The sequence below is a fragment of the Alteromonas sp. ABH4_457 genome, from assembly GCF_056160625.1.
The window spans coordinates 346,901-368,445 of record NZ_JBSWXN010000005.1 but is presented as its reverse complement, the minus strand read 5'-3'; the positions used below and the strand labels follow the sequence as shown (position 1 = coordinate 368,445).

The following is a 21,545-nucleotide window of genomic DNA, read 5'->3' as shown; positions in this document are numbered from 1 at the left end:
CCTGGCCCCCTTGCCAGGCATTTTTTTATCCCCGGCAAGGTCAATTCAGGCTTCAGCTGTCCCGTGTAGCCATCGGTTCTGCGAAATAACCGGCAATAAAATCTGCAAAAGGTACTTCATCCGTCGCCTCAACAGCGTGCTGCGCAGCCAGTGAATCAGCGGCCATTTTTTCAAATGCTTTCAAATCATAGTGCAGATATTCATAGCCTTTAAAGGCTTCCGCGTACTGCTTAGCCAGATTAAGCCCCAGTACGCCGTTATCCATATCATTTTCAAGCAACGTTGCCAGAATTTTACCGGATGGCGTTTCATCAGCATTAAGTACTTTTTGCCACTCAGCTTTGACAGCATCGCTGTAAGCCGATGTTCCGTTGGCGTTATCAAGCACTTTTGCCGTTTGCTCAAATACAGCAAACAGCCCTTCACACCATTCGCGGAAGGCAACACTGCCGTCTTTGTTTTCCAGCATCAGGTCAGGATTACGTCCTTCCAGAACCACTTTATCCATATTCTCCCTGCAAACGGTGAGCTCCTCTGCCGTCATTTCAGGGCTGTCTGTCAGCAGGCAAGAAAGCATGAAGACATCGAGGAAATCCATCTGGCCTTTGTCAATGCCCACAGGCGAGAAAGGATTCACATCCAGTACCCGCACTTCCACATAGTTAACACCGCGGCGCACAAGGGCATCGGTAGGTTTTTCCATGGAACGCGTGGGCTGCTTGGGACGAATGGGAGAATACAGTTCATTTTCAATCTGCAGAATATTCTTAGATAACTGCTGAAAATGCCCGCCCTCACCGGCGGCAAACTGGCCGAACCGTGAAGACGGCGTGTACATGGCACTACGAAGCTTTTCCACATAGGTATCGATGTGGTTATAGCAAATTTGTAAAGCTGACTGCTCTGAGTTGGTGTAACCCAGATCGCTCATACGCAAAGAGGTCGCATAAGGTAGATAAACCGTACCTTTACCCACTTTTTCAAAATTCAGCGTCGTCGGCTTCCCTTTCAGGAAGGACTGACACAGCGCCGGCGATGCCCCGTACAGATACGGCAATAACCAGCAGAAACGACGGTAATTACGGATCAGCGAGAAATAATCAGCAGAAACCTGATCCTGAGAGTATTCTACACCGTTGAGTTCTGCCCACGCCTGCCAGAATGTATCCGGCAATGAAAAGTTAAAATGCACACCGGAAATCGCCTGCATCATACTGCCATAGCGATTTTTAAGTCCCATACGGTACACGCGCTTCATTTGTGCAACGTTAGATTCACCGTAATAAGCCAGCTGAATTTTATTTTCATCATCAATGAAACACGGCATGCTCATGGGCCACAACATTTCGCCGTTCATATTTTCGCTGGCGAATTTGTGTATGTCCCTTAGCTGGGTTTCTGTTACCTGACTGTCTGCCACCGGCGGTGTAATAAATTCCAGCAAGGCTTCAGAAAAGTCGGTAGTGATACACTCGTGGGTCAGTGCCGAACCCAGAGCCTGAGGATGGGCTGTTTCCGCCAGCCGGCCATTGGACCGTATACGGAGGCCTTCACGTTCGACGCCATGTTTAATGTCTTTTAGTGCACTTGAAAACGCAGTCGCGTTCATCGCCGCAAGGCGACGGGAGAAAGTTGGCTCTGATGAGGTCAATGTATTCATCCATAGAGGAGGGTCAGCACCACGATGTGGGGCGTAACCCTCAAATTTCAATAAAAATTAATTCAGTGACAGCGGGACAACGGGCAAATCCAGTGTAGCAAGCTGTGTCGCCAGTGCCTCAGCATCTCCTACCACAATAATTTGCATCTCATCCAAATTCAATTCCCGCTGTGCCACAGCATTCAACCTGTCTGTTGTCATATTCCTGATAAGGCTGGTCTGGGTTTCACGGTAATCGTCTGCCAGATCGTAGGCCAGCAGTTGACGCAGAAATGCTACCTTGCTGTTCGGCGTTTCGTATTCCAGCGCATCACTGAGCGTAAAGGCGTTCTGCATGAAGCGGAGTTCTTCTTCCGTCATGCCCTGCTCTCTGTACAGCTTAATTTCTTTCATCATTTCTTTGATGGAGTCAGCGGTATTCGCCGCCGTCACATTTGCATGGGCTTCAAACCAGCCTAAGGTTTTACCGCCAATGAAAGACGTGGACGCGCCGTAGGTGTATCCCTTATCTTCCCGCAAATTAAGGTTAATACGGCTGTTAAATGCTCCGCCCAGCGGGAAATTCATCAATCGTGCTAAAAAGTAATCGCCGGTTGCATCGAAGGTCAGGGCCCGTTTCACCAGATATACCACCGACTGTACGGCCTGAGGATTATCTACAACGAAGATCTGTGTTTTATCATACTCAGGAAAATCGCTGAACACAGGAATGGTGTAGTCCGCAGGCTGCCATGTTGACAGGAAAGATAAAGCAGAAGCCATCTGGATCTGCGTTAAATCACTGACTGCCACAATGGTGGCATGGGACGGCGTGTAGTACTTGCTGTAGAAGTCTTTAATGTCAGCCAGTTCGATATTAGCCAGCGTTTCAAGGGTACCGGAGGCCGGCAGGCTTACCCGGTTTTCTTCTCCGTACAGCACTTTTTCTTTTGCACGGTTTGCCAGGTAATCCGGATTACGCATACTTTGCTGCAGACTCTGTGCCATGCGGGCTTTCAGCCGGTTGAAATCCTCTTCATTGAATGCAGGATGAAACAGCTTTTCCTGCACCAGTGCCATGGTTTCATCCAGATTCTTTGTCAGCGACGATACTGACACCTGGGTGTAACGGCCTGACGCGCTGAAGCTCACCGAACTGCCCAGTTTCGCCAGTTCATTTGATAACGCTTCGTTGGAGTAATTCTCCGTTGATTCATTCATCATCGCAGCCGTGAGATAAGCCAGACCGGCCTTATCCTGCGGGTCGAGCAGCATGCCGCCTTCCAGATTCAGCGTCAGTGTCACCGTTGGCGTTTCTGCGCTGGTTACACCAAGCATATCGATACCCGGCGCAAGCTTGGTTTTCCAGAACTCAGGCACATGCACCGTCGGCGCAGGACCCGCTTCCGGTACCACTGTCCGGTCAAACGAATCTTTAATTTCCGCCGTCACCACGTCACCGGCGGACTCATCAGCTCCGGGAATATCACGGGGCGGAAGCGTGAAGTTTTGCGGGGCAGCCGCCATTTCCGGATTCCCTTTAGGTACCACAGACACGGTCACAGCATGCTTGCCTTTGATGTACTGACGGTAAACCCGCATAACATCTTCTGCTGTCACGTTACGGTAACGGTCAAGATCGGCCTGAACCAGGTCAGGTTGACCGTAAAAGGTTTCCCCGCCGGACAGAGCACTGACTTTGCCCGATACACTTTGCAGACCGAAAATGGTTGATGCTTCAATTCCGGCTTTGGTGCGCTGAAGATCATCTTCATTAACGCCGCGGGTTTCAAACTCTGTCAGTGTTTCATCAACCAGCGTGTTCAGCGTAGCAAGCTTTTCTACCTTCTGCGGGTTCGCCAGTGCCAGTAACTGAAACTCGCAGGCCAGTTCACGACAGGGGTGAGAAACACCCGCCTGAACCGCGACGCCTTCTTTCACCAGGTTTTTATAGAACAGCGATGCTTTACCGCCGCCGAGAATGTCAGCGAGTACATCAAGGGGCGCTTCATCAGGGTGTCTGGCGTAAACCGTTGGAAACGTAATTTGCAGTAAAGGCAGATGCACTTTGTCTTCTACCGTCACGTACCGGTCTTCCGTCAGGGTTACCGGCTGAGGTTCAGGATCTGCCACCTCAGGACCACGGGGCACCGGGCCAAAATATTTTTCCACCCACGCTCTGGTCTGCGCAACATCTATGTCGCCACCAATGGTCAACACGGCATTGTTGGGGCCATACCAGCGCTTAAAGAAGGCTTTCAGATCGTTTACATCAACACGGTCGAGATCTTCCACATAACCGATGGTAGACCAGGAATAGGGATGGCCTGCCGGATACAGGGCCTCGCCATTTTTCTCAGAACGCAATCCGTAGGGTTGATTATCCACCCGCTGCGCCCGCTCATTTTTCACGGTATCGCGCTGGTTCTCAAACTTCGTCTGATTTACCGCCGGCAGCAAAAAGCCCATGCGGTCGGCTTCAAGCCACAGTACTTTTTCAAGCTGATTAGCCGGTACACTTTCAAAGTAGTTGGTCCGGTCTGTATTGGTGGTTCCGTTCAGGGTTCCGCCGGCTTCAGTGATGATCCGGAAGTGTTCTTCATCAGCAACATGCTCTGAGCCCTGGAACATCATATGTTCGAAGAAATGGGCAAAGCCGGATTTACCGACATCTTCCCGCGCACTGCCTACGTGATACGTCACATCCACGTGTACCAGTGGATCGGAATGGTCCTCATGCAAAATAACGGTGAGGCCGTTATCCAGCATATATTTTTCGTAGGGGATATGGACTTGCTGCTCCTGCACCGCAACGGTTGTCTGCTCAGCAGGCTTCTGAGACTGACATCCGCTTAATGACACTGCAACGCTCGCACACACTAAAACTTTTGTGGCCAGAGATAACGCCATCAGGCTTCCTTTTTTCATTGTAAGTTCGTCACTGTTAAGACAATCCGTCTTAAACAGGTCTGCCCCGTCGTGCCGGAACAGAATACAGATTGTTACTGAGACTACCAGAATTTGGCTCAGAAAGCCCAGGTCTCCTTAACCCCTTTGTATCAATTTATTTATTAATGAAATACACTGGTGTAAACACCTGGAGAGACTGTATGGATTCTGCCGAAAAGATAATCAATCTCGAATTTGGCCTTTCTCAGTTAAGTGGGAATAAAACGCTGTTTCTGCGACTTTTGCAAAAGTTTGCCGACGAATACCAGCACGCCTCAGATAAACTTCAAACTTTACTCGATAACTGTGACTGGCAGGAAGCCAGAGTGTATATTCATACCATCAAAGGGGTGTCGAGCAATCTGGGGATAAACCAACTTCACCTGGCCTGTAAAGAAACAGAGAACGAGCTGAAAGCGCAGGAAACGGTGCCGGCTTCCCTCCCTGCCCTCAAGCAAACAATGGTTGTTACCCTGGACGCTATTGCAACATTACAGGCTAACCCGACTTTGCTTGACGACCTGCAAGCGGCAGAAGCCGCTATGAATGCGCCGGCAGCCGGTCAACAGGACAGTGAGCCTGCTGTAGCCACCACCGGTACCGCTGAATCCCCGGCTTCTGCTCCGCAAACCGGTCAGGCGCCTGCGGCCTTTATTCAGGCGCTGGAACAAAGTGAATTTATTGCACAGGATCAGCTGGACAGCTGGCTGGCTGCTACCACGCCGGATCCGGCATTACAACAAACCCTGCGCGATGCCATTGACGAACTTGATTACGATACCGCACTGAACCTGATCCGTGGATAGCCCCGCAACCTCTGTCGGGATGTGTTTTGAACATCCCGACTTCTATGTCATTCATAAACCTGTCGGCTTGCCTATGCACGATGATGCGCTGGGCGTGATACATGCTGTCCGGGCACTCACCGGTGAACAGCAGCTTTACTTATGTCACCGTCTCGATACTGTGACTTCGGGCTGTCTGTTGATCGCCCGTAATGCTTCTGCAGCCGCACAGTTAAGCGGACTGTTTGCCGGTCGTGACATACAGAAATATTATCTGGCCATCCTTTCGGGAAAACCGGCGAAGAAACAGGGCACCATAGCCGGTGATATGAAAAACCGGCGCCGTGGACAGCATGTGCTGATGAAAACCCGCGACAACCCTGCTGTCACCCAGTTCTTCAGTTATCACCGGGCTGAAACCGGACGTATTGCGCTGGTTAAACCGCTTACCGGGAAAACCCATCAGATTCGTGTTGCCATGAAAAGTCTGGGTGCGCCTATTCTGGGTGACACGTTATATGGCGGCAAAGAGGCTGACCGGGTATATCTGCACGCGTGGCAATTACACTTTTGCTATAACGGCGAGGATTTCAGCATCACCTGTACGCCTGAGGAAGGCTCGCGCTTTGTCTCTGAGGCATTTTCCGGCTGGCTTGCGGAACAACCGGACAACCGGTCATTGCCCTGGCCATCTTTCACCCTGCCGGAAATAAAGAACCGGTAATGTCAGTCAGGCTCTGTGTTATTGGTAACGGCGCTGTAGGTTCACTCTTTGCTGCAAAGGCACTGGAAGCCTGTTTTGATGTCACCCGTGCAGTGAGACAGCCCCGTTCTGTTGCACAACAGGCCACCGTAAAGACGGTGACATTGCAAAATGACAGTACGGTTTCCTTGCCTGACGCCATCATTACTCCGGACAGCCCGGTGGATATCCTGTTCGATCTGATTGTTATTCCTGTGAAGGTTTATCAACTGAAAGAAGCGTTGACACAGTGGTCTCACCTTTTCACGAATAATACGCCGGCCTTGCTGCTGCAAAACGGTATGGGGGGAGATGAGATCTTTCGTTCTGTTTTGCCTTCTGTGAGACTTTATCAGGCAACCACCAGCCACGGCGCTCTGCGTCAGCAGAACGCTGTGAGCCATACCGGTTTTGGTGAAACGCTGGCAGGCCCGGCAGCAGGACAAAACAGGAATGACAGTGCGGATGAAAAAGTGTTTCATATCCTTGAGCAGGCATTTCCGCCGGTAACACGCTGCGACAATATTGCCCTGGCTCTCTGGCAGAAGTTGTCTGTCAATCTGGTGATTAATCCGCTCACGGCACTGCATAACATCCGCAACGGGCAACTTCTGGAGCCGGCATATGACGCAGTGATTTCATCGTTATGTCGCGAAACCAGCCTGGTCATGCAGGCTTGCGGTTACAAGGAAAGTGCAGATGTTGTGAAAAACCGTGTATTACGGGTTGCCGGGGCCACAGCGGCTAACTACTCCAGTATGCATCAGGACGCTGCTCACGGCCGCCCGCTGGAAACCGGCGCGATTACCGGATACCTGTTACAGAAAGCTGCAGCGCATCACATTCCGGTTCCCGCTCATCAGTCTTTGTTTGATGCACTGACAGACCGCTTTCCGGCTTAATCGATTTCGTGGGCGACCTGCCCGTGAGCCAGCATGGCAAATAACCCTGTCCCGCCGGCAATATTCCCCAGCAGCGTAGCAAAAATCAGCGAGCAGAGTTGGTACAGTGTGACTTCCCCCTGCATCGCAAGCAGGAACAATTCCGTAGACCCGGCAATCACGTGGGTGAAATTCCCCATAGCAATGAGATAAGTAAACATAACGATGACGAAGAAAGCCGCACTCTGCACCGACGGTTTCATCCAGACAATACCGGCAATAATGAAACCTGAAATGACCCCGTAGGAAAAGGCCTGCCCGAATTCCAGCTCCACATAATGTCTTGAAATAGCGTTCATCCCCTCAATGTATTCCGCCGGCACGGTATGTAACTGATACATTAACGTCGCGGCCAGTAATGTACCCGCCATGTTGGCGGCAAACACGATAGCCCACAACCTTGCGGTGCAGCCAAGCATGGCAAGAGAGCGATGGTTAAGCAGCGGTAAAATGACAGTGAGAGTATTTTCAGTAAACAGTTGCAGACGGCCCATGATCACAAGAACAAAACCGACGGTATACCCGAAGTTCTCCAGCGCAAACTGGTAGTCTGAACCTTCAAACACCGTATGCAGAATGCCCTCTGCAAGTACTGAGGTTGATATGCCAATGCCGGCAGCCACACCGGACCACCACAGCGACATACCCGGCCGCTCAAGCTCTTCAAGCCCCTCCCGGTGAATTACCGCATACAGAGAAACTGAACTCAGACTCTGGTGATCACGCACATCCTGCTCTTCTTCCTTCGTAAGCGGCGAGTCAACATGACGCTCGTCTTCGTGTTTCTCTTTCCCTGTCATATCCGGCTCCTGCAAAAGTGTTCTTAAATACGTGTTGTTACGAGTGATACGACGGGCCGGAGTAAAGCGATTGAATCAAAGACATAAAAAAACGGTATGGGCTTTCGCGCATACCGTTTTTTTAGCAAACTGCAGAGAAATTTATTCCTGTACTTCCGGCTTCATGTGCGGGAACAGGATAACGTCTTTGATTGTCGGGCTGTCAGTGAACAGCATCGCCAGACGGTCGATACCGATCCCCTGACCCGCTGTTGGCGGCAAACCATATTCCAGCGCACGGATGTAATCTTCATCGAAGTGCATGGCTTCATCATCGCCGGCATCTTTTTCTTCAACCTGCTTACGGAAACGGGCTTCCTGATCTTCAGGATCGTTAAGCTCGCTGAAACCGTTAGCCAGTTCACGGCCGCCTACGAAGAACTCGAAGCGGTCAGTGATGAACGGGTTATCGTCGTTACGACGGGCCAGCGGAGACACTTCCCACGGATACTTAGTGATGAAGGTAGGCTGGATGAGTTTCTCTTCAGCTGTCGCTTCAAAGATTTCACAAAGGTACTTACCTGCACCCCAGATCCCGTCTACTTCAGGCTCTTTAATGTGCAGCTGTTTCGCCATGGCTTTCATTTCATCAAGGTGCGCTTCCGGGTCGCGGATAGCCGCCTCGTTGGCTTCTGGCCAATATTTCAGGATAGCTTCGCCCATGCTCAGACGATCGAAAGGCTTACCGAAATCATAGCGGGTTTCAGACGTCACTTCGCCTTCGCTGTCACGGGTAGTATTAACCAGTTCTGTCGTGCCAAGAATGTCCTGAGCCAGCTTGCGCAGCATGTCTTCAGTCAGGTTCATCAGGTCATTGTAATCAGAGTACGCCATGTAGAACTCCAGCATGGTGAACTCAGGATTGTGACGGGTCGACAAACCTTCATTACGGAAGTTACGGTTGATTTCGAATACCCGCTCGAAGCCACCCACAACCAGACGCTTCAGGTACAGCTCCGGTGCGATACGCAGGTACATGTCGATGTCCAGCGCATTGTGGTGAGTCACGAAAGGCTTGGCCGTTGCACCGCCCGGAATGACCTGCAGCATAGGCGTTTCCACTTCCATAAAATCACGCTCGGTCAGGTACTGACGGATGCCGTTAATCAGGGCACTGCGGATTTTGAAGTTGCGGCGGGTATGTTCACTGGTGATCAGATCCACATAACGCTGACGGTATTTGGTTTCCTGATCGCTCAGACCATGGAATTTCTCTGGCAGCGGACGCAGTGATTTGGTCAGCAGTTGCCAGTTTTCCATGTTCACGTACAGGTCACCTTTACCTGACTTGTGCAGGTCGCCGGCTACACCGATGATGTCACCGATATCCAGACTACCGAATTTCGCTTTAATTTCTTTTTGTGTTTCTTTGTCGGCGTAAGCCTGAATACGACCGGTCATATCCTGCAGCAGCAGAAACGGACCGCGCTTGGCCATAATACGGCCGGCAACGGAAACCTTATTGCCCTGTTCCGCCAGTGCTTCTTTTTCCACTTCACCGAACTGCACCTGCAGTTCTTCAGCGTAGTTTTCGCGGCGGAAGTCATTAGGGAAACCATTTGCATGGCAGTTTTCCCGAATCGCGCTCAATTTAGCCCGGCGCTCGGCAATGAGTTTATTTTCGTCGAGTTGTTGGTCGGTCATAACCTGTTCACTTTTAAGTGTAATTTACAGGCCAGATTTCAAACTGGCTTGCAGGAATTTATCTAAATCACCGTCGAGGACGGCTTGCGTATTACGGGTTTCTACACCTGTACGTAAATCTTTAATACGGGAATCGTCCAGCACATAAGAGCGGATCTGGCTGCCCCAGCCGATATCAGACTTGTTATCTTCCAACGCCTGCTTCTCAGCATTCTGCTTCTGCAGCTCAAACTCATAAAGTTTGGCTTTCAGTTGCTTCATTGCCTGATCTTTATTCTTGTGCTGTGAGCGGTCATTCTGACACTGCACTACGATGCCCGTGGGTTCGTGGGTAATACGAACCGCCGAGTCCGTTCTGTTAACGTGCTGACCACCTGCACCGGAGGCGCGGTAAGTATCAATACGTAAATCAGACGGATCGATATCGATTTCAATATTGTCATCAATTTCAGGATAAACGAACGCAGAAGAGAACGACGTGTGACGGCGGTTCCCGGAGTCAAACGGTGACTTACGTACCAGGCGGTGTACGCCGGTTTCCGTTCTCAGCCAGCCAAACGCATACTCGCCTTCAAAGCGGATTGTGGCACTCTTAATACCCGCCACTTCGCCTTCTGACAGTTCGATAATTTCTGTTTTGAAGCCGTGTGCTTCACCCCAGCGCAAATACATACGCAGAAGCATATTGGCCCAGTCCTGAGCTTCCGTACCACCGGAGCCCGCCTGCAAATCGATATACGCATCGCAGGCATCGTTAGGGCCTGCGAACATACGGCGGAATTCGAGGACTTCCAACACTTCAACAAGGGAATCCAGTTCAGATTTCGCTTCTTCGAAGGTTTCTTCATCTTCCGCTTCGATGGCCAGTTCCAGAAGGCCTTCAACGTCTTCAGCACCCTGTTCGAGCTTCTGAATGGTTTCAACCACCTGCTCCAGGGCTACTTTTTCTTTCCCTAAGGCTTGTGCGCGCTCAGGCTCATTCCAGACGTCCGGGCTTTCAAGCTCACGGTTAACTTCTTCTAAACGTTCAGACTTCGTATCGAAGTCAAAGATACCCCCTAAGTGCTTCAGAGCGCACCCGGATATCTGCTATGGCATTTTTGACAGGATTTACTTCAAACATGATTTCGCCAGGAGATAAATTAAAAAACAGGACGGCGGATAGTACCGAATCTGGCGGGATTTTGATAGTAGGCGCACCGGGAATCAGGCGAATTTCACCAGATTTTCAGTGGTTATGACCGGTTACGGCGAAGGGATGTGTCCGGCAACTGCTATGTAGCCTTTACCGGACGGTATAAAAACAAACAAATCTGATGATTTTACAAAAACATGCCGCCGGAAATTTCCACGCGCTGACCGGTCATCCATGCGCAATCATCACTGAGTATTTTGGCGATTGCCGGGCCGATATCGGAAGCTTCCCCTACTCTGCCCTTAGCCGTTACACTGCTGACAAACTGGTTCACGTCCGGGTTGTCTCTTACCGTACCGCCAGCGAAATCTGTGGCAATGGCACCCGGTGCGATGGTGTTTACGCTGATCCCCCGGCTGCCCAACTCTTTTGCCAGGTACCGCGTCAGTACTTCCACACCACCTTTCATCACTGCATAAGCACTTGAGCCGGGCAGGCTGAACCGGGCCAGACCCGATGAGATATTCAGAATATGTCCGTTATCTTCAATATCACTGAGCAGTGCCTGCGTCAGAAAGTACGGTGCTTTCAAATGCAAATCTGACAGGGCATCGAACTCTTCCATACTGGTTTCGCTGAATGCTTTATGCAGTCCTGTGCCGGCGTTATTTACCAGATACTTCAGCTTGCCGCCCCCGAAGTGTTGCTGCAGGCAAGTACGCACGGTACTGATAAATAAAGAATAATCGCTGAATTTCGTTGCATCAAACTGCAGCGCCACGGCCTTTACGCCCCGCTTTTCTGCTTCAGCAACCACATCCTTTGCAGCGTTCTCGTCGTGAACAAACGTGAAAATGCTGTTCACCCCTTTGTTTGCCAGAGCCAGTACTGTGCTGCGACCAAGGCCACGACTGCCACCGGTGATCAGTGCGGTATCACTCATAGTTATTTCCTTACTGTGTCCGCCTGATTTAAGGCGGAAATTAATGACAGGTTCAGAGTATCGTCCCGCACTATATTGATAAACAGGGCAAATAAAGACACACTGTTCACATAAAATGAACAATGAGAAGTGTGATGGACACTGTAGAATGTATGCGCCGTTTTCTTGCCGTGGCTGAAACCGGTAGTTTTTCTCAGGCAGCCAGCCAGATGGATGTGCCTAAATCCGCGGTGTCATCCTCAGTGACAAAACTGGAAACCCGTTTGCAAACCCGCCTGTTTCACCGCAGTACCCGCCAGGTCACGCTGACAGAATCCGGCAGACAATACCTTCCTGAGTGTCAGCGTATTCTGGCCGATCTCGATGCAGTAGAGAGCCAGTTACAGGACGATGCCGGCCAGCTGACCGGAGACATTGTGGTAGATATGCCGGGCCGGTTATATGCCTCCGTCGTCGCACCGAAACTGGCTGAGTGGTTCCGCCTGCACCCGAAAACCCGCATCCGCCTGCTCGGCGCGGACTATCGCATCGATCCGGTGAAGGAAAGCGTGGATTGTGTGATCAGGGCAGGTACGCTTAAAGACAGCGAACTCATCGCCCGCCCGCTGGGTAATTTTGCGATGGTGAATTGTGTCAGCCCCGCTTACCTGAAAGCATATGGACACCCTGCTTCACCGGCTGATCTGAGCAATCATTTCGTGGTGGGCTACTCACCGGATATGCGCCCCGCTGCAGATTCCTTTGATTATTTTCACAACGGGCATAACTATCAGGTAGCGATGACAAGCCGGGTATCGGTAGCCACTACAGACGCCTACCTGACCTCTTGTCTGGCGGGACTGGGAATCATTCAGGTGCCTCATCACGGGGTTAAGCATTACCTTGCCAGTGGCGAGCTTGTAACAATTCTGGATGATTTTACCTGCCCGCCCCTGCCACTTTCCGTGGTTTACACATCAAGACGCCATATGCCTAAACGAATCAGCACTTTCATAAACTGGCTCACAGAGCAATTTGCCTGATCCGGCGTACAAATTTGACCGGAAACAAAAAACCGGCAGACGCCACAAGCGACTGCCGGTTTCTCTGATATCAGTACTGCCTGATAAACTTACATTTTTTCCAGTGTTTCGATACCCAGCAGGCTCAGACCCTGTTCCAGTGTATTGGCCACCAGCGCAGCGAGTTCAAGCCGGCTGTTACGCACCGCTTCATCAATACCGTCTTTCAGGATCGGGCAGGCTTCGTAGAAACTCATGAATGCGCTTGCCACATCGTACAGGTAAGTACACAGCACGTGAGGCGTTGCTTCACGGGATACCAGACCAATCACTTCTTCAAATTGCAGTAACAGCACAGCAAGTGCATGCTCCTGCTTTTCGGTAAAGGTCATTGCACCTTTCAGATCTGCCATCGCAATACCGGATTTACGGAAAATACTCTTAACGCGGGTAAACGCATATTGCAGATAAGGCGCGGTATTACCTTCAAAACTCAGCATGGTGTCCCAGTTAAACACGTAATCCGTGGTACGGTTTTTACTTAAGTCAGCGTACTTAACCGCACCAATACCCACTTTACGGGCCACTTCAGCCAGCTCAGCTTCTGACAGGTCATTGTCCCGCTCGCTGATGAGTTTGCCGGCGCGCTCTACCGCTTCGTCAAGTAACTCAACCAGTTTCACCGTGCCACCGGTACGGGTTTTAAATGGCTTGCCGTCACTGCCAAGCATCATACCGAAAGGACAATGCTCGTAAGTCTGTTCTGCTTTCATGAAACCGGCCTTACGGCCCACAATTTCAGTTTGCTTAAAGTGCAGCGCCTGGCGGGCGTCGGTAAGAATAAGGGTACGGTCAGCGTTCAATTTGCCGCTGCGGTAGCGCATAGCTGCAAGGTCGGTAGTGGAATACAGGTAGCCGCCACCGGATTTTTGCACAATGTACACCGCCGGATTCCCTTCTTTGTCCGCCAGTTCAGGAATAAACACAACCTCTGCACCCTGATCTTCTACCGCAATGCCTTTTTCTTTCAGGTCACGGATGACATTCGCCAGATCATCATTATAGGCAGACTCACCCATAATATCGTCACGGGTCAGACTGACATTCAGTTTGTCATACACTTCTTCGCTGTGCTGAACGGATACATCAATGAACTGTTTCCACAGCGTAAGGCACTGCTCGTCGCCCCCCTGTAATTTCACCACGTATTCACGGGCACGGTCTGCAAAGCCCTCTTCTTCGTCGAAGCGTACTTTCGCTTCACGGTAAAAGTCTTCCAGATCAGACAGTGCGGTTTCCGCAACCTCACTTTCCAGCTTGTCTGACAGGTGTGCCAGCAACATGCCGAACTGTGTCCCCCAGTCCCCCATGTGGTTCTGGCGGATAACCTTATGACCAAGGAACTCCAGCACTTTTACAACAGCGTCACCGATGATAGTGGTACGCAGGTGGCCCACGTGCATTTCTTTAGCAAGGTTCGGGGAAGAGTAATCCACCACAATGGTCTGCTGGCTGTCTTTTGCCACGCCCATGCGGGGATCATGCAGTGCCAGTTCACACTGATTCGCAAGCCACGAATCGCTGAGATGCACATTAATAAAACCGGGGCCTGCCACTTCCAGCTTGCTGGCAACGTCATCCAGGTTAACAAGCTCAACAATTTTCTCCGCAATATCACGGGGCTTTTGTCTTAACTGCTTCGCCAGTGCCATCGCACCGTTGAACTGATATTCACCAAACTCAGGCCGCGAACTGCGTGCCACAGGCACCGGCGCATTTTCAGCACCTAATTTTTCCAGTGCTTCGCTAAAACGGCTGACTAATAAAGCATGTATGTTCATCGTTTCTTCGTCTTCTGTCTGTTCTTAATGTTCGCGGGTTTCTTTGAATTCGATATCGGGGTAACGCTCTTTAGCCAGTTGCAGATTCACCATAGTGGGTGCAATGTAGGCCAGGTTGTCACCGCCATCCAGCGCCAGGTTTTGTTCAGCTTTACGGCGGAACTCATCCAGCTTTTTCGCATCTTTACTGTATACCCAGCGGGCTGTACTCACACTGATATGTTCGTAGATTGCATCTACGTTATATTCCGCTTTTAAGCGGGCCACAACCACATCAAACTGCAGTACACCTACCGCACCGACGATCAGGTCATTGTTGATCAGAGGACGGAAAACCTGCACAGCCCCTTCTTCAGATAACTGTATCAGTCCCTTAAGCAATTGTTTTTGCTTCAGCGGATCTTTCAGGCGGATACGCTTAAACAGTTCTGGCGCAAAGTTAGGAATACCGGTAAAGCGGAAATTATTGCCGGACGTGAACGTATCACCGATGCGGATAGTCCCGTGATTGTGCAAACCAATAATATCGCCGGCATAGGCTTCTTCCAGAAGTTCCCGGTCACCGGCCAGGAAGGTCAGCGCGTCAGAAATACGGACGTCTTTATTAATACGTGAATGACGCATTTTCATGCCCTTCTCGTATTTTCCGGAAACAATGCGGCAGAAGGCAATACGGTCGCGGTGTTTAGGATCCATATTCGCCTGGATCTTAAACACGAAACCACTGAACTCAGGCGCATCAGCACTGATTTCACCGTCTTCTGTCTGGCGTCCCTGCGGCGCAGGCGCCCACTCAACCAGACCATCCAGCATATGGTCAACACCAAAGTTACCCAGTGCAGTACCAAAAAATACCGGTGTCAGTTCCCCTTCAAGGAACAGTTCCTGATCAAACTCGTTAGACGCCCCCTGAACCAGCTCCAGTTCGTCTTTCAATGTTTCCAGCAAACCGCTGCCAATAGCTGTTTCAAGTTCCGGATTATCCAGACCTTTAATAATGCGTACATCCTGAATCATGTGACCCAGACCGGATTTATACAAAATCACTTCATCACGGTGCAGGTGATAAACACCTTTGAATTCTTTACCGCAGCCTATTGGCCAGGTCACTGGCGCGCACAGGATTTTCAGCTCGTTTTCAACTTCATCAAGCAACTCCAACGGGTCGCGGATATCGCGGTCAAGCTTGTTCATGAAGGTAATAATAGGCGTATCGCGCAGGCGGGTAACTTCCATCAGCTTACGGGTACGATCCTCAACACCTTTTGCGGCATCGATAACCATCAGACAGGAGTCAACGGCAGTCAGTGTGCGGTAGGTATCTTCAGAGAAGTCTTCGTGTCCCGGCGTATCCAGCAGGTTCACCAGATTTTCACGGTAAGGGAACTGCATGACCGAGGTCGTGACCGAGATCCCCCGCTCTTTTTCCATTTCCATCCAGTCAGATTTGGCATGCTGACCGGACTTCTTCCCTTTCACGGTACCGGCTTTTTGCAAAGCTTGTCCGAACAAAAGGACCTTTTCAGTAATGGTGGTTTTACCCGCATCGGGGTGACTGATAATCGCAAACGTACGGCGTTTGCTGATTTCGCTGGTTAGGTTACTCATGGATATTCTGATCTGTCACTGTGTGAGGGTAGACGCGGGTTCAGAGCTTGCGGGCGGCGCCACCTTGAATTTCAAAAATTGGCGCGCATGATACCAGAATTGAGAAAAATTGCCGCCCTTTTCTCTGCGGGGGAAATCCGCCGGCGCATTTGCACCGGCAGGCAGAAAGTTTGTACGCCGGAGGCCTTACTTTTTCTTCTCCGGTGTGGATTTATCGTATTCTACCAGCTCTTCTAACGCGGCCCCTGGATCCTCTTCCCCTGCGACGGAGTCGAATTCTTCATCATGACGAAAATCTTCTTCCGCCAGCGTGATTTCCCGTTCATGTTCACGGGCTTTTTTATTACTGTCAGCCATCATATTCACCTGCTAATTGAACAAAACACACTTTTGTTAATTATACGTGAAGAGAGGATTTTGGATGAGATTTCAGATTATTTTTCTGACCGGGAGATGGTTTACTCTGTAGGATACAACCGCCGGGTATAATCGCTGACGCCCTAAGCAAGCAACATACGCATTATCCGCGCGTCTTCTTTACCGCCATCACAAGGGTAATAATTTTTACGCACTTCAATGTCTTCAAAACCGGCTTTTTCGTACAGTGAAATTGCTTTGTGGTTTCCGGCTCTTACCTCGAGCCACAGTGACTCAGCCTGTTGTTGCCGGCACCATGCAATCACACCGTCTAATAACTGTTTTCCGGCACCCTGCCCCCGGTCAGAAACAGCAACTGCAATGTCCATTAACGTGGCTTCGCCGGCAACCAGTAATATCACTGCGTAACCGGAGAGCTTAAGCTCACTGTTCAGTGCTGCCAAACCCGCATAGGGCGGTGTAAGACAGTCCGCAAAGGTAGATAAGGACCAGGGATTATAAGTGGCCTGCTGATGAATAGCATGGGCGTCATTGATCAGGGCGTCAGAAAGTGGCTGGAGTGTGAACGACGGCATCACTTACTGACCGGCACAAATGATCTGCCACAGACGGCGCTTTTCCGCAGCGTCTGATGGCGCAGTTTTATAAGGTAATGAAAGAATATTATTTTTCAGGGACAACTCTGAACCATATTGCCAGCGAACAGACTTTGCATCGTGAAACAAAGACAACGCCTGCAAGATGTCTTGTCCGGCAGTTCCGAAGCTGCGGGGATCAATGGTTTCAACCACCGGTGATGCCGGTTTTGCTTCATTGTCCTGCACTTTTTCCGGGGCAGATGGTTTTTTATCCGGTTTATTTCCCAGCATGGAACGAAGCTGCGCAATGCGGGCCTGACCATTTGCGGCGGGTTGACCAGAAGACTGAGATGGAACGGCAGCGCCGGAAGGCGTTAGTTCAGCAGTGTGACTGTTACCGGCAGCAGATGTTGCCTGAGTCTGTGATACAGCCTGAGATTGCCATACACAGATACCCATTTCCTGAAGAACAGCAATTTGATATGGATTTAAACCGGACGTCATGAAAATGGATTTACTTTTGAGTGGAAGAAAGTAGGAACACTATAACTTACTCAGAGGAAAAGTGGCAGGGGTGGAGGGACTCGAACCCCCAACCATCGGTTTTGGAGACCGCTGTTCTACCAATTCGAACTACACCCCTAGCGCGCTGTGCATTATACGTATGCGTTAACAAAGGTAAAGCCTTTTTATGGCAAAAAAACAGCAAAACCAGTGCCTTTGCCTGGCATTCGCACAATACGCACAAAAAGCGCACAGTATGGCTGTTACTCCGGTTCACTCCCCTTCTGCCGGTTAGTGGTTTCCAGTGCTGCCTGCCAGAGGGCAGCAGTGACATTTACCACTCGGCGCTGCTGTTCACAGGCAAAGATGACCTTCTCTTCAGCGGCCCCGCTTAAAGCGGCGTAGTGTTTATACAAGCGCAAAGCGGCTTCGTCATTTAACTGATTAATCGCAGCACAGGATGCCACATCAAAATAACGATTGCCGCTGGCAGCATATTCCCAGTCAACGATAACAGGTTTAGCGCCACCGGCTCCGGTTTTCACAATGTGCGGCAAAGACAGATCGTTGTGGCAAAGCACCGCCTGTTCAGCAGGCGGTTGCTGTGCATCACCGGAATCAATCACGTTTCGCAATGCTTCAGCCAGGGGATGACTGCTCTCAAGATCTGCACTTTCAAAATAGCGCATCAGCCTGGACTCAAGACACAGAGGTGACGCGTCAATAGCTGTGCAGTGAATGGTGTGTAACGCAACGGCGAGCAGAATGATACTGTCTTCACTGTTTGCGTTGTTCGCTGGTTCCACATCGGTGGTGACCCAGCGTTCTGCCCACAGCGTGCAGTCAGGACTCAGCCACACAGGTTCAGGCGCAATGCCCTGACGGAACAGGCTGCGCTGAAGCGTAAACTGAGCATGTTTGTTTACGCCGGTAAAACTCTCACCGGCAGACCACTTAACAGCGAACTCACGCTCGCCGTCAGTGATATTGAACAGGCGGTTCACATCCCCGCCCTGCCGTGATTCACATGTGGCATTACCGCTAAGCTTCAACGGCTCGGCTAACGCTTTAACGATAAGCGCGGGCGTCATGTTCCTGCATCTTCCATTGTTTCAGCCATTGTGCATAACCAAATACGGCAAATCCGACATATCCCAGAAACAGACACGCTGACAACATCAGGCCGCTTTGTGCGTAAAGATAAGCTGAAGCCAGATTGATCACTATCCAGTACAACCAGTTCTGTAAAACCTTATGGGCCACCATCACGGTAGTCACCACACTGACCACCTGAATGCTTGCATCAAGCAGCAGGTGTTCGCTGTTGAACTGCCCCTGTGCCCAGAGGGATAAGCTCCAGGCAATCAGGAGCAGTCCCGGCACCAGCATGGCATGGGTATACCATGGCCAGGAATGCACCCGGTCGTCGCCGGCAGCCTGACGATTCCACTGATAATACCCGTATCCTGCCATCACCATGTAATACAGATTCAGGATGGCCTGAAACGGCAGTGTGACCTGCCAGAAGAGCCAGGTATAAATAGCCGTGCTGATAAATGCACAAAGCCAGCACCAGCGGTTTTGCCTGGCAGCCAGCCAGACATAGGCCAGCGCCAGCACCACAGCAACCCACTCGGCCAGTGATGTCGCGGCTATCTGTTCAAAGAAATGCGGGATGAAATCAGTCATCCTGATCCTTACGGGCCTGCATCACATCGAAGTTCAGAAATTTGGCCACAAAAATGGCCTGCCCGACTTCTTCATGGGTGCGCTGCATTTCTTTCCCCAGTACCGCCATAACGTCGGCATACTCGCCGGTGACCTGTGTACTGGTAGAACAGGTCGTCACATCAAGGGTGTCGTAACTGTTCAGTCTGTCAATGAACGACTTTATGGGTGGAATGTATTCATTCACCAGAGGATACAGAGATAACTCAACCATGACCTGCATAGAGATTCCTTAAAATTGAAAACGGGCTGTGACGCCGAACTGTCTGCCGTCACCTAACTGATAATAAGGTTCAGCAAACTCATAGTAATCACGGGGATCGTTACTGAATCCACCGAAACCGCGGGTGTACCAGGTTTTATCAAACACGTTCTTCACCCACAGTGTGGTGCGCAACATGCCTTTTACCCAGGTGATATCTGTGTTGTACAACGTTGTGGCCGGTGCTGTTTCATCATGGCCATCAGAGAAGCGGTATTCGTCTTTAAAGTCCATATCAGCGCGCCATACCAGAGAATCAGTCAGCCACAACTCACTGAACAGGTTCGCTGTATATTTAGGTGCCTGAGCCTGACGCTGCTTACTGACATATTCACCGTCGGCAGTCTCGTAACCTTCAAAGGTGGCACTTAGGTAACCGGCGCTGGCCTGCACTGTCCAGGACGACGTTGCCTGCCAGGAAAGCTCCAGTTCTGCCCCTTTATTTGTGCCCACATCGGCATTCGCCGTAATATCGATAAAGGCGGCAGAACCGTCTTCACGTTCCTGAACATCAAAATCGCTGATTTGGGTATCTTCCCTTTCCATGAAGAAAACTGCTGCGCGGGCTGTCAATTCAGGAACAAACAATTTGCCTTTGTAGCCTGCCTCATAGTTCCAGTTGTATTCCGCATCAAAGAAGCGGCGCTCGCGGCTAACCTGCTCATCATAGTTAATGCCGGCACCTTTGTAGCCTCTGGATACGCTGGCATACAGGTAGTCCCCTCCCATATCCCAGGTCAGTGCCAGTTTGCCGCCGGTCATGGTCGTGTCATCGTCGTACACAACCTGCGCATTATCAGCATAATCATAGGCATAATTTTCAACACGCAGCGCGGACGTCAGCAATAAAGACGGAGTCAGCTGTGTATCAAGCTGACCGTAAACCGCTGTTGTCTGCGGTTCGAAAGTACTGATAAAGTCGCCGTCAGCATAAGTATACTGACGCAGTAAATCCTGTTCACTCTGATTGATGCGGCCGCCGATAACCCAGGTCGTGGTGTCATTGAAGATTTTTTTATCTTCTGCAGAAGTAAAACGCACCTCGGCAGATTGTTGGGAAACATCCCGGTAATATGCATCAAAGGACGTATAGCCCCAGGGGTGGAAACCGGTGTAGGTCCAGTCTTCGTCGTAGCCGTAAGCGATATCATGACCGGCCATAGTCGCAATGATTTCCAGCAAACCTCCGGCAGTTTCATGATTGATATGTGCACTGACCGCTTTAGTTTCCTGCTCATCAAACCCGGGTTCATCCGACAAGGTGTGACGGTTGTTATCCAGTGAGAAAGCATCGTAACCGTTATTGATATCGTACCAGCGGAAATCCACCGCAACGGATGTTTTGTCAGTCACATCCCACAGTGTTCCCAGCCTTACTGCATTCTCATGAATCCCGTTGGTATCGTCGGCACCCAAAAAGTCATTTTCAATAAAACCGTCACTGCTGTTGTGCACAAATGCTGCACGCCAGGCCAGAGAATCAGACGCTTGTCCGCCATGGGCACCTTCAGCGCGGAAGAAAGATGTGTTTCCCACAGACAATTCAAAATGACTGTCACTCTCTTCTGAGGGGGCATTGCTGACAATCTTAACCGCACCAGCCATGGCACCGGTTCCGAAGACTGTCGCCTGCGGTCCCCGGTAAACTTCTACCTGCTGTGTATCAAAAAGTACACCTGCTGCAGCAAGACCGGAGAAATCAAAATCGTCGACCAGGAAACTGACTGAAGGATTAATCGGTTCAGCAAACTGGCTGCGCTCACCAATCCCCCGGATCTGAATAAAACGTCCGCGGGATGCGCCGGCCGCAAAATTAACATTCGGCGCAATACTTAATACATTGTCGATATAGGTAGCCTGACGGCTGTCCAGGCGGTTGCCTGATAACACAGAAGCGCTGGCACTGAGTTGATCGAGAGTCGCTGTGCGGAAATCACCGCTGACGGTAATACGTTCGATGTCTGCTGTGTCATCAGCAAAAGCAGGCAGTGCAAGTAGTGCGAGAAGGATTGCGTTTTTTTTCATTAG

The 21,545-nt window shown here is 50.7% G+C and carries 19 protein-coding genes and 1 tRNA gene; 4 read left to right on the top strand and 16 right to left on the bottom strand.

Going from position 1 to position 21,545, the window contains the following annotated elements; genetic code table 11:
- Positions 1–52: 52 nt before the first annotated feature.
- Entirely contained in the window at positions 53–1,651 is a 1,599-nt protein-coding gene (gshA, locus tag ACXAGR_RS14420) for a glutamate--cysteine ligase (RefSeq protein WP_474851087.1), read from the bottom strand.
- 66 nt (positions 1,652–1,717) lie between these two features.
- Positions 1,718–4,549, bottom strand: coding sequence for a M16 family metallopeptidase (locus ACXAGR_RS14415; protein ID WP_474851169.1), 2,832 nt, complete (start codon positions 4,547–4,549; stop codon positions 1,718–1,720).
- A 200-nt stretch (positions 4,550–4,749) separates the two neighbouring features.
- Here ACXAGR_RS14415 and ACXAGR_RS14410 point away from each other — a divergent pair, with 200 nt between their 5' ends.
- The 3 genes from ACXAGR_RS14410 to ACXAGR_RS14400 are packed head-to-tail and all read left to right on the top strand — an operon-like array spanning position 4,750 to position 7,017.
- On the top strand, positions 4,750–5,394 hold the full coding sequence (locus tag ACXAGR_RS14410) for an Hpt domain-containing protein (protein WP_474851086.1): 645 nt from the start codon (positions 4,750–4,752) through the stop codon (positions 5,392–5,394).
- Positions 5,387–6,097, top strand: coding sequence for a TIGR01621 family pseudouridine synthase (locus tag ACXAGR_RS14405; protein ID WP_474851085.1), 711 nt, complete (start codon positions 5,387–5,389; stop codon positions 6,095–6,097). Before ACXAGR_RS14410 ends, ACXAGR_RS14405 begins: the two co-directional genes overlap by 8 nt.
- Complete coding sequence (locus tag ACXAGR_RS14400; protein WP_474851084.1) at positions 6,097–7,017, top strand: ketopantoate reductase family protein; 921 nt, start codon at positions 6,097–6,099, stop codon at positions 7,015–7,017. Before ACXAGR_RS14405 ends, ACXAGR_RS14400 begins: the two co-directional genes overlap by 1 nt.
- On the opposite strand, the gene ACXAGR_RS14395 is transcribed toward ACXAGR_RS14400, so the two are convergent.
- From ACXAGR_RS14395 to ACXAGR_RS14380, 4 genes are all read right to left on the bottom strand, one after another.
- Positions 7,014–7,856: a formate/nitrite transporter family protein gene (locus ACXAGR_RS14395; RefSeq protein ID WP_303575305.1), complete on the bottom strand. Its 843-nt coding sequence runs from the start codon at positions 7,854–7,856 to the stop codon at positions 7,014–7,016. The genes ACXAGR_RS14400 and ACXAGR_RS14395 overlap by 4 nt on opposite strands.
- 141 nt (positions 7,857–7,997) lie before the next feature.
- Positions 7,998–9,539, bottom strand: coding sequence for a lysine--tRNA ligase (lysS, locus tag ACXAGR_RS14390; protein ID WP_474851083.1), 1,542 nt, complete (start codon positions 9,537–9,539; stop codon positions 7,998–8,000).
- Positions 9,540–9,563: 24 nt separating this feature from the next.
- Positions 9,564–10,662 (bottom strand): peptide chain release factor 2 gene (gene prfB, locus ACXAGR_RS14385; protein WP_303575307.1). Its coding sequence is split into 2 segments (ribosomal slippage): positions 9,564–10,586 and positions 10,588–10,662, totalling 1,098 coding nucleotides; the frame shifts between segments, so codons are not numbered across the junction.
- Positions 10,663–10,861: 199 nt separating this feature from the next.
- Positions 10,862–11,617, bottom strand: coding sequence for an SDR family NAD(P)-dependent oxidoreductase (locus ACXAGR_RS14380; protein ID WP_474851082.1), 756 nt, complete (start codon positions 11,615–11,617; stop codon positions 10,862–10,864).
- A 134-nt stretch (positions 11,618–11,751) separates the two neighbouring features.
- Here ACXAGR_RS14380 and ACXAGR_RS14375 point away from each other — a divergent pair, with 134 nt between their 5' ends.
- Positions 11,752–12,639 carry a LysR family transcriptional regulator gene (locus tag ACXAGR_RS14375; protein ID WP_474844720.1) on the top strand — a complete coding sequence of 296 codons (888 nt, stop codon included), beginning with the start codon at positions 11,752–11,754 and terminating at the stop codon, positions 12,637–12,639.
- A gap of 89 nt (positions 12,640–12,728) precedes the next feature.
- Here ACXAGR_RS14375 and argS read toward each other — a convergent pair whose 3' ends face one another.
- The 10 genes from argS to ACXAGR_RS14325 form a co-directional block, all read right to left on the bottom strand.
- On the bottom strand, positions 12,729–14,459 hold the full coding sequence (argS, locus tag ACXAGR_RS14370; RefSeq protein WP_474851081.1) for an arginine--tRNA ligase: 1,731 nt from the start codon (positions 14,457–14,459) through the stop codon (positions 12,729–12,731).
- 24 nt (positions 14,460–14,483) lie between these two features.
- The gene (gene prfC, locus ACXAGR_RS14365) at positions 14,484–16,067 is read right to left on the bottom strand and encodes a peptide chain release factor 3 (RefSeq protein WP_474844718.1); all 1,584 of its coding nucleotides are present in this window, start codon (positions 16,065–16,067) and stop codon (positions 14,484–14,486) included.
- Between the two features lie 186 nt (positions 16,068–16,253).
- A complete protein-coding gene (locus tag ACXAGR_RS14360; protein ID WP_474851080.1) occupies positions 16,254–16,427 on the bottom strand; it encodes a hypothetical protein in 174 nt (57 codons plus the stop codon).
- Positions 16,428–16,567: 140 nt separating this feature from the next.
- The gene (gene rimI / locus ACXAGR_RS14355; RefSeq protein ID WP_474851168.1) at positions 16,568–17,020 is read right to left on the bottom strand and encodes a ribosomal protein S18-alanine N-acetyltransferase; all 453 of its coding nucleotides are present in this window, start codon (positions 17,018–17,020) and stop codon (positions 16,568–16,570) included.
- Between the two features lie 3 nt (positions 17,021–17,023).
- Positions 17,024–17,527 carry a hypothetical protein gene (locus ACXAGR_RS14350; RefSeq protein ID WP_474851079.1) on the bottom strand — a complete coding sequence of 168 codons (504 nt, stop codon included), beginning with the start codon at positions 17,525–17,527 and terminating at the stop codon, positions 17,024–17,026.
- A gap of 62 nt (positions 17,528–17,589) precedes the next feature.
- Positions 17,590–17,666, bottom strand: a tRNA-Trp gene (locus ACXAGR_RS14345).
- 124 nt (positions 17,667–17,790) lie between these two features.
- Complete coding sequence (locus tag ACXAGR_RS14340; protein WP_474851078.1) at positions 17,791–18,618, bottom strand: phosphotransferase; 828 nt, start codon at positions 18,616–18,618, stop codon at positions 17,791–17,793.
- Positions 18,596–19,216 carry a nicotinamide riboside transporter PnuC gene (pnuC, locus tag ACXAGR_RS14335; RefSeq protein WP_474851077.1) on the bottom strand — a complete coding sequence of 207 codons (621 nt, stop codon included), beginning with the start codon at positions 19,214–19,216 and terminating at the stop codon, positions 18,596–18,598. Before pnuC ends, ACXAGR_RS14340 begins: the two co-directional genes overlap by 23 nt.
- A complete protein-coding gene (locus tag ACXAGR_RS14330; RefSeq protein ID WP_119500648.1) occupies positions 19,209–19,478 on the bottom strand; it encodes a hypothetical protein in 270 nt (89 codons plus the stop codon). The genes pnuC and ACXAGR_RS14330 overlap by 8 nt, the downstream gene beginning before the upstream one ends.
- A 9-nt stretch (positions 19,479–19,487) precedes the next feature.
- Entirely contained in the window at positions 19,488–21,542 is a 2,055-nt protein-coding gene (locus tag ACXAGR_RS14325) for a TonB-dependent receptor (RefSeq protein ID WP_474851076.1), read from the bottom strand.
- Positions 21,543–21,545: the final 3 nt, after the last annotated feature.